The organism is Streptomyces sp. NPDC059649 (assembly GCF_042734445.1).
Lineage (GTDB): Bacteria > Actinomycetota > Actinomycetes > Streptomycetales > Streptomycetaceae > Streptomyces.
Genome location: NZ_JBHWDV010000112.1, coordinates 1 through 6,285 on the forward strand (window position 1 = coordinate 1; position 6,285 = coordinate 6,285).

4 protein-coding genes and 1 pseudogene are annotated in these 6,285 nt (G+C 72.6%); 1 reads left to right on the plus strand and 4 read right to left on the minus strand.

The window, feature by feature from the left end:
* From ACFV1J_RS40130 to ACFV1J_RS40145, 4 genes and pseudogenes are all read right to left on the minus strand, one after another.
* Nucleotides 1-180, minus strand: a pseudogene (locus ACFV1J_RS40130) (ATP-binding protein); the annotation flags it as partial.
* Nucleotides 167-532, minus strand: coding sequence for a DUF742 domain-containing protein (locus ACFV1J_RS40135; RefSeq protein ID WP_385866928.1), 366 nt, complete (start codon nucleotides 530-532; stop codon nucleotides 167-169). The pseudogene ACFV1J_RS40130 and the gene ACFV1J_RS40135, both read right to left, overlap by 14 nt.
* A complete protein-coding gene (locus ACFV1J_RS40140; protein ID WP_385866930.1) occupies nucleotides 529-930 on the minus strand; it encodes a roadblock/LC7 domain-containing protein in 402 nt (133 codons plus the stop codon). The genes ACFV1J_RS40135 and ACFV1J_RS40140 overlap by 4 nt, the downstream gene beginning before the upstream one ends.
* Nucleotides 927-3,293, minus strand: a complete 2,367-nt coding sequence (locus tag ACFV1J_RS40145; RefSeq protein WP_385866931.1) for a nitrate- and nitrite sensing domain-containing protein — start codon at nucleotides 3,291-3,293, stop codon at nucleotides 927-929. Before ACFV1J_RS40145 ends, ACFV1J_RS40140 begins: the two co-directional genes overlap by 4 nt.
* A gap of 412 nt (nucleotides 3,294-3,705) precedes the next feature.
* Between ACFV1J_RS40145 and ACFV1J_RS40150 the strand changes: the two genes are divergently transcribed.
* Entirely contained in the window at nucleotides 3,706-5,703 is a 1,998-nt protein-coding gene (locus tag ACFV1J_RS40150) for a SpoIIE family protein phosphatase (protein WP_385866932.1), read from the plus strand.
* Nucleotides 5,704-6,285: the final 582 nt, after the last annotated feature.

Consider the following 6,285-nt stretch of genomic DNA (forward strand, 5'->3'; position numbering starts at 1 on the left):
GTCCTCGATGCCGTGGAGGTCGTCGACGCCGACGCCCGCGGCGGTCAGCCGCTCCTCGGTGCGCAGCGGCTCGATCTCGGAGATCGCCTCGACCAACGTGGTCTTGCCGACCCCGAATCCACCGGCGATGAGGATCTTGACGGGGGACTCTTCCAGGGCGGCTGTGTCATATCCGGGCAAGGTTGTCCCTGATTTTCCTGAGCAGATGAACATTGGACGTTTCGGCCGCTTCCAGCGGCGGCCGGTGACGGATCAGACCGCGGTCCGCCAGCTCGCCGAGGAGGACCGTCATGGGGGTGAGGCGCATGTGCATCCGCGCGGCGATCTCGGCGACGGCCCGGCCGTGGGGCGGCCGGCACATGGCGAGGATGGCCTGCCATTCGGTGGCCAGGCTGCCGTCGGCATCCGCCTCGACCGTCGCCGTGATCAGGGTGTCCATGGTCAGGACGGTGCGCGGTGCGGTGGTCCGCCCGTCGGTGAGGGCGTACAGCCGGGTGCGGCGCCGTCGGGGCGGCTGCGGGCCGGCCGTCATGACGACTTGGCGGCCGCGGTGCGCTCCGGGGTGCCGAGCCACTCCCCGAGCGCCTGCGAGGCCCGTACGACCTCACCGCCCAGCTCGCCGAGGCGGGCCTTGCGCGAGGTGACGACGATGAGGGTGCTGCCCTCGCCGCAGCTGACGATGCAGAGGTAACGGTCGTCCATCTCCACCAGCTGACGGATCACCCGGCCGCCGCCGACCTCCCGGGAGATGGCCTTCATCGTGGCCGCGATGCCGGAGGAGGCCGCGGCCACCCGTTCCGCCTGGTCGCGTTCCAGCAGGTAGGCGCTGAGCCGGATCCCGTCGTTGGACAGCAGCACGGCGCCTTCGATGCCGGCGATCCGGCTCAGGTTGTTGTCGAGGATGCTGTAGATCATGTCGTTCGTCGTCATGGCTGGTCCTGTCGGAGCTCGGTTTCCACTGTTTCGGTGCCCTGCTCGTAATCCGCCCAGGCGTCGGCCACCTCTTCGGGGGTCGCGGTGTCCTGGCCGGCCGGCTCCGCGGCGCGCGGCTCGCGGAGTTGCCGGGCCATGTGCGTCTGCGGCACGCGCTCGGGCAGCGGCGGCGGGGCGGAGCCGTCCCGGGTCAGCGGCCGGACCGTCGCCCGGGCCTCGGCGGGCTGCCGGCGGGGCAGCCCGGAGCCGGTGGGTTCGGCAGGTTCGTCCGGTGCCACGGGCCTTGCGTGGAGGAGGAGTTCGGGCTTGCGCTCCTCCTCGCGGGGTGGCGCGGGGGTGCGCGGGGCGGGCCGTTCCGGCGCGGGGGCGGCGGTGGCCGGGCCGGTGGTGGCCGCCTCCTCGGTACTGACCAGGTGCTCCTGGGGGATGATCACGATGGCGGCGGTCCCGCCGTATGCGGAGCGGCGCAGGGTGACCCGGGCCTGCAGCTGGTCGGCGAGGTGGCCGACGACGAAGAGGCCGAGCCGGTGGGCGTTCTGGGCGAGGACGGCGTAGGGCGGGGCGGCGTGCAGCCGGGCGTTCATCTCCGCGTAGCGCTCGGCGGCGACGCGCGGGCCGCGGTCCTCGACCTCCACGGACAGTCCGTCGGTGACGAGTTCGGCCCGGATGGCGACCTTCGACGCCGGCGGGGAGAACCGCGTCGCGTTGTCCAGCAGCTCGGCGAGGAGATGGCTGATCGCGCTGATGGACCGGGCCGCCACGCTGATCTCGTCGAGCGCGACCCGGTCGATCCGGCGGAAGTCCTCGACCTCAGCGGCGGCCTCCCGGAGCAGGTCGGCGACGCGCATGGGCTCGGTGTGCGGGTCGGGGATCTCCCCGCCGGCGAGGATCAGCAGGTTCTCGATCTGCCGCCGCATGCCCACCGTCAGCTGGTCGGACTTCATCAGCTGGGCGAGCAGCGCCTCGTCGTGCCCGAAGGTGTCCTGGAGCTCCTCGGTCAGGGTGAGCTGGCGGCTGACCAGGTTTCCGGTGCGGGCGGCGATGCCGGCGGCGAACATGCCGAAGCCGTGCCGCTCGTCGGCGAGTTGCCGGTAGCCCTCGACGGAGACCGTCACGGCCCGGGCGAACGCGTCGCTGATCCGGCCGACTTCGTCACGTTCCCCCCGGGGGCCCGGGAGTGTGGCGGCGTCGACGCGCTGGCCGCGCTGCAGCCGGTCGACGATGTCCGGGAGGGTCTTCTCGGCGACGGTGACGGTGCGTTCGTGCAGCATGGCCATGCGGCGCAGCACCGTGCGGGTGGTGAAGACGACGACGGCCACGACGAGCAGCAGGCCGGCGGCGCTGCCGACGACCATCCGCCACACCTCGGCCTCCAGCGCGTCGGCCGTGGCGTCGGCGTGCTCGATCACCGCTTGTACCCGCTCGGAGTTGAGGGCGGTCAGCTGCGGGACGAGCTTGCCGTAGACGGCCGGCCAGTCGCGTACCGCGCGGGGCAGCGCGACGCCGTTCGGGATGTCGTGGTGGTCGGCGAGGGCCGCGTCCTCGATGCCGTACATGGTCTTCCACGCGTCCGAGGCGGCGATCCGGGCGTAGGCCTTTCGGCCGTCCTCCGGCAGATAGGGCACGATCGACGTGCCGTAGAGGAAGCGGTGGGCGCCGATGGAGTTGGTGAGTTCGCCGAACCGGGCCCCGTTCAGCCTTCGGGCCGGGCCGGCGGACGCGAAGAGGGTGTCCTCGCGGGCGAGCACCTCGGAGGCGGCGAACAGGGCGACCACCGGCCGGCTTTCCTGGGTGAGCCCCGCGTCGTCCATGTTGCTGAACTCTTGGTAGACGCGGATCATCCGGCCGATCGCGTCGCTGTAGTAGCCGGTGGCCCGGTCGGCGCTGCCGGAGCGGGCGTCCGTGCGCTCGCGGTAGGCGTCCAGCTCTTCGAGCTGTTTCTGCACCTCCCGGACATAGCGGTCGACCCGGTCGTCGGCCCGGCGGTCGGCGGTGCCGGCCGCCCGCTGGAAGACGGCCACGGCGCGGTCGGTGGCGGCGTGCTGATGCTTCAGACGGGCCCGCGACACCGGTGAGCCGGCCCACCGCGCCGCCGTCATGCTGCGCTCGGCCTGCATCTGGGCCATCAGGTCGTACAGCGGCCGGCCGATCCGCTCACCGTCCGCCACGTCGGCGCGCAGGTTCGAGGACTGCTGCAGCAGCCGGTCCGCGGAGACGAAGACCTGGGCGCCCATCGCGACGGTGGGCACCACCGCCAGCCAGATGAGGAGGGTGCGCAGCCGGACCACACCCCGCCGGCGGTTTCTTGTCTGCTGTCGCTGGCCTTCGGGCGGTGGGCCCTCAGGGTCTGTGGAAGTCATCGGTCCTCGGGGGCGGAGACAGGGGAACAGAAGACCATCAGCGGTTCGGTCGCTCCGTGTGGGGGAAACGGAAGGCGCCCGTCCGTCATCGTGAGGCCGTGGGGGTTGCCGATCATAACCAGCCACGACGCGAAAACGAGAGGTTGCTTCCATGATCACTACGTGCTAGTAGCATCCGCAATCCGGCACGAACGGGACGCGGGGACACGGGAATTCACCGCATGCGCCGGCCCGTCGCCCGGACCGGCCGCCTGCCCGGTCGGCGCATCCGGAGGGACGGGGGCACGATGGAAGCCGGGGCAGTGGAAGGAGTGCCCGGGTGAGCGCAGCCGAAGACCCCGGGAGCCCGCCGGCCGGCGACCTGACCGAGGACGGTCTGCCGGAAGGCCGGTGGTCCCCCCCCAGCGGGCTGATGGACCTCCTCAACGTGGCCGCCGTGCTCGTGGACGCGGACGGCCGGATCGCGCTATGGAGCCCGCAGGCCGAGGACCTCTACGGCTACACCGCCGAGGAGGCGCTCGGCCAGTACGCTGCGCCACTGCTCGTCCACGAAGAGCACTGGGACCTGGTGCTGAAGAAGTTCGCCGAGGTCATGGAGACCGGCGGGAGCTGGGGCGGAACGTTCCCGGTCCGGCACAAGGACGGCAGCTCCCGCATGGTGGAGCTGCGCAACATGCGCCTGCTGGACGACCGCGGCGACTTCTACGCCCTCGGGCTGGCCACCGACTCACCCACCCTGCGCGAGCTGGAGCGGGACGTCGCGCTGTCCACCCGGCTGATCTCCCAGTCCCCCATCGGGCTGGCGATCCTCGACACCGATCTGCGGTACGTGGCCGTGAACCCCGCCCTGGAGCGGATGCACGGCATCCCCGCGAAGGAGCACCTCGGCCGGCACTATCGCGAGATCATGACGGCCGCGAAGTTCGAGGTGCCCGAGGCCGCCATGCGGCAGGTCCTGCAGACCGGCACGCCCATGGTCGACCAGACCACCATCGTCGGTCACACCCCCGCCGACCCGGGCCGGCTGCACGCCTGGTCGATCTCGCTGTACCGGCTGGACGACCCCCAGGGCCGGGTGCTGGGGGTGGCCGACCTCGTCGTCGACGTCACCGACCGCTACCAGGCCGCCATGGAGGCCACCGAGGCCCGGCGCCGGCTGGCCCTGATCGCCGACGGCACCGCCCGTATCGGCACCACCCTGGAGGTCCGGCAGACCGCCCGGGAGCTGGCCGAGGTCACCGTCCCCGAACTGGCCGACGTCGTCACCGTCGACGTGCTGGACTCCGTTCTGGACGAGCACCGCCACGACGCCGCCGACGGGCCCGCGCTGTTCCGCGCCCTCGCGGTGAAGGCCGCCTACCCCACCGAGGCCGTCCAGGCCGCCGATCCCCCCGGCCAGACCGTCGCCTACGCGCCCGACCGCCTCGCCACCCAGTGCGTCCGCACCGGCCGCCCGATCCTGGTGGCCCGGACGGACGACCGGGCCCTCGCGCGCATCGCCCGCGACGCCCCCTCCGCGGCCCGGATGGCCCGGGCCGGGGTGCACTCCTACCTGCTGGCCCCGCTGACCGCGCGGGGCCAGATCCTCGGCTTCCTGGGCATGTCCCGGGCCCGCACCCCGCAGCCGTTCGACGAGGACGACCTCGCCCTCGCCGGTGAGCTGGCCGCCCGCGCCGCGGTGTGCATCGACAACGCCCGCTCGCACCAGAGCGTGCGCAACGCCGCCGAGACCCTCCAGCGCAGCCTGCTCCCGGACCACCCGCCGCAGCTCCCCGGCCTGCAGATCGCCTCCCGGTACCGGCCCGCGCAGGCCACCTACGAGATCGGCGGCGACTGGTACGACGTACTGCCGCTCGACGGCGACCGGACCGCGCTCGTCGTCGGCGACGTCATGGGCAGCGGCATCGACGCGGCCGCGACCATGGGCCGACTGCGCACCGCGACCAGCGCATTCGCCGACCTGGACCTGGACCCCGCGCAGGTCCTCACGCACCTGGACAAGATCACCTCGGCGCTGGAGCACTACATCGCGACCTGCGTCTACGCGATCTACGACCCGCACCGGGCCGCCTGCCACCTGGCCACCGCCGGCCATCTGCCGCCGGCCCTGGTACGCCGCGGCCGGCACCCCGCGTTCCTCGACCTGCCCACCGGCACCCCGCTCGGGGTCGGCGGCGTCCCGTTCGAGAACACCACGGTGCACCTCGGCCCGGGCGACCAGCTCGTCCTGTACACCGACGGGCTGGTCGAGACCCGCCACCACTCCCTCGACGAACGCCTGGAAACCCTCCTGCACCTGCTCGACGCACCGGACCGCTCGCTGGAAGCCACCTGCGACCGCCTCCTCCGCGAACTACGCCGCCCCGAGGACCCGGACGACGTCGCCCTCCTCATAGCGCGATGCGTTTGACCCCCACGTACCTGGCCGTCCCGCCGCGGGTCGTCTCGCCGTCGCGCTTTGCGGCGCCCCGCACGTACCTGGCTTTCCCGCCGCGGAGCTCGCTCGCCGTTCCGCTGCGCTTGGCGGCGCCCCGCACGTACCCCTCTGCCCCGCCGCGGGGCTTGCTCGCCGTTGCTTGCTTTGCGGCGCCGCGTACGTTGTCGGCCGTCCCGCCGTTGGGCGTGTTCGCCGTTGCGCCTGGCGGCGGGCGTGGTGTTTCGGGTGCGGTGACAGCCCTACAGACTTCGTCCTCCGGTCTGTCCCCTCCCGTTGGTGGGTGGGAGAGGTGAGTGGGGGCGGGCGTCGTCGTTCGGCAGTTTCTCGTGTCGTGATGTGTATCGCGTCGCGCGGTGTCGGGAATACCGCCCCGGCCCGTCGAGTTGAGGCCCGCAAGGGGCACTCGCATCCCTTACGGGATCTGTTCGGCCCTGCCCTAAGGGACCCCCACGCCCACCCCCACCAGCCTCAACTTCCCCCCAACGGGAGGGGACGGGCCGGAGGGGCCTTGTTGGGGGAAAAGGGAGACGTGGCCACCACCCCCCCCCGCGGGCC

Coding starts and splice junctions, on each gene's coding strand:
- ACFV1J_RS40140 (WP_385866930.1), bottom strand. CDS start 930: ATGACGACGAACGACATGATCTACAGCATCCTCGACAACAACCTGAGC.
- ACFV1J_RS40135 (WP_385866928.1), bottom strand. CDS start 532: ATGACGGCCGGCCCGCAGCCGCCCCGACGGCGCCGCACCCGGCTGTAC.
- ACFV1J_RS40145 (WP_385866931.1), bottom strand. CDS start 3,293: ATGACTTCCACAGACCCTGAGGGCCCACCGCCCGAAGGCCAGCGACAG.
- ACFV1J_RS40150 (WP_385866932.1), top strand. CDS start 3,706: ATGGACCTCCTCAACGTGGCCGCCGTGCTCGTGGACGCGGACGGCCGG.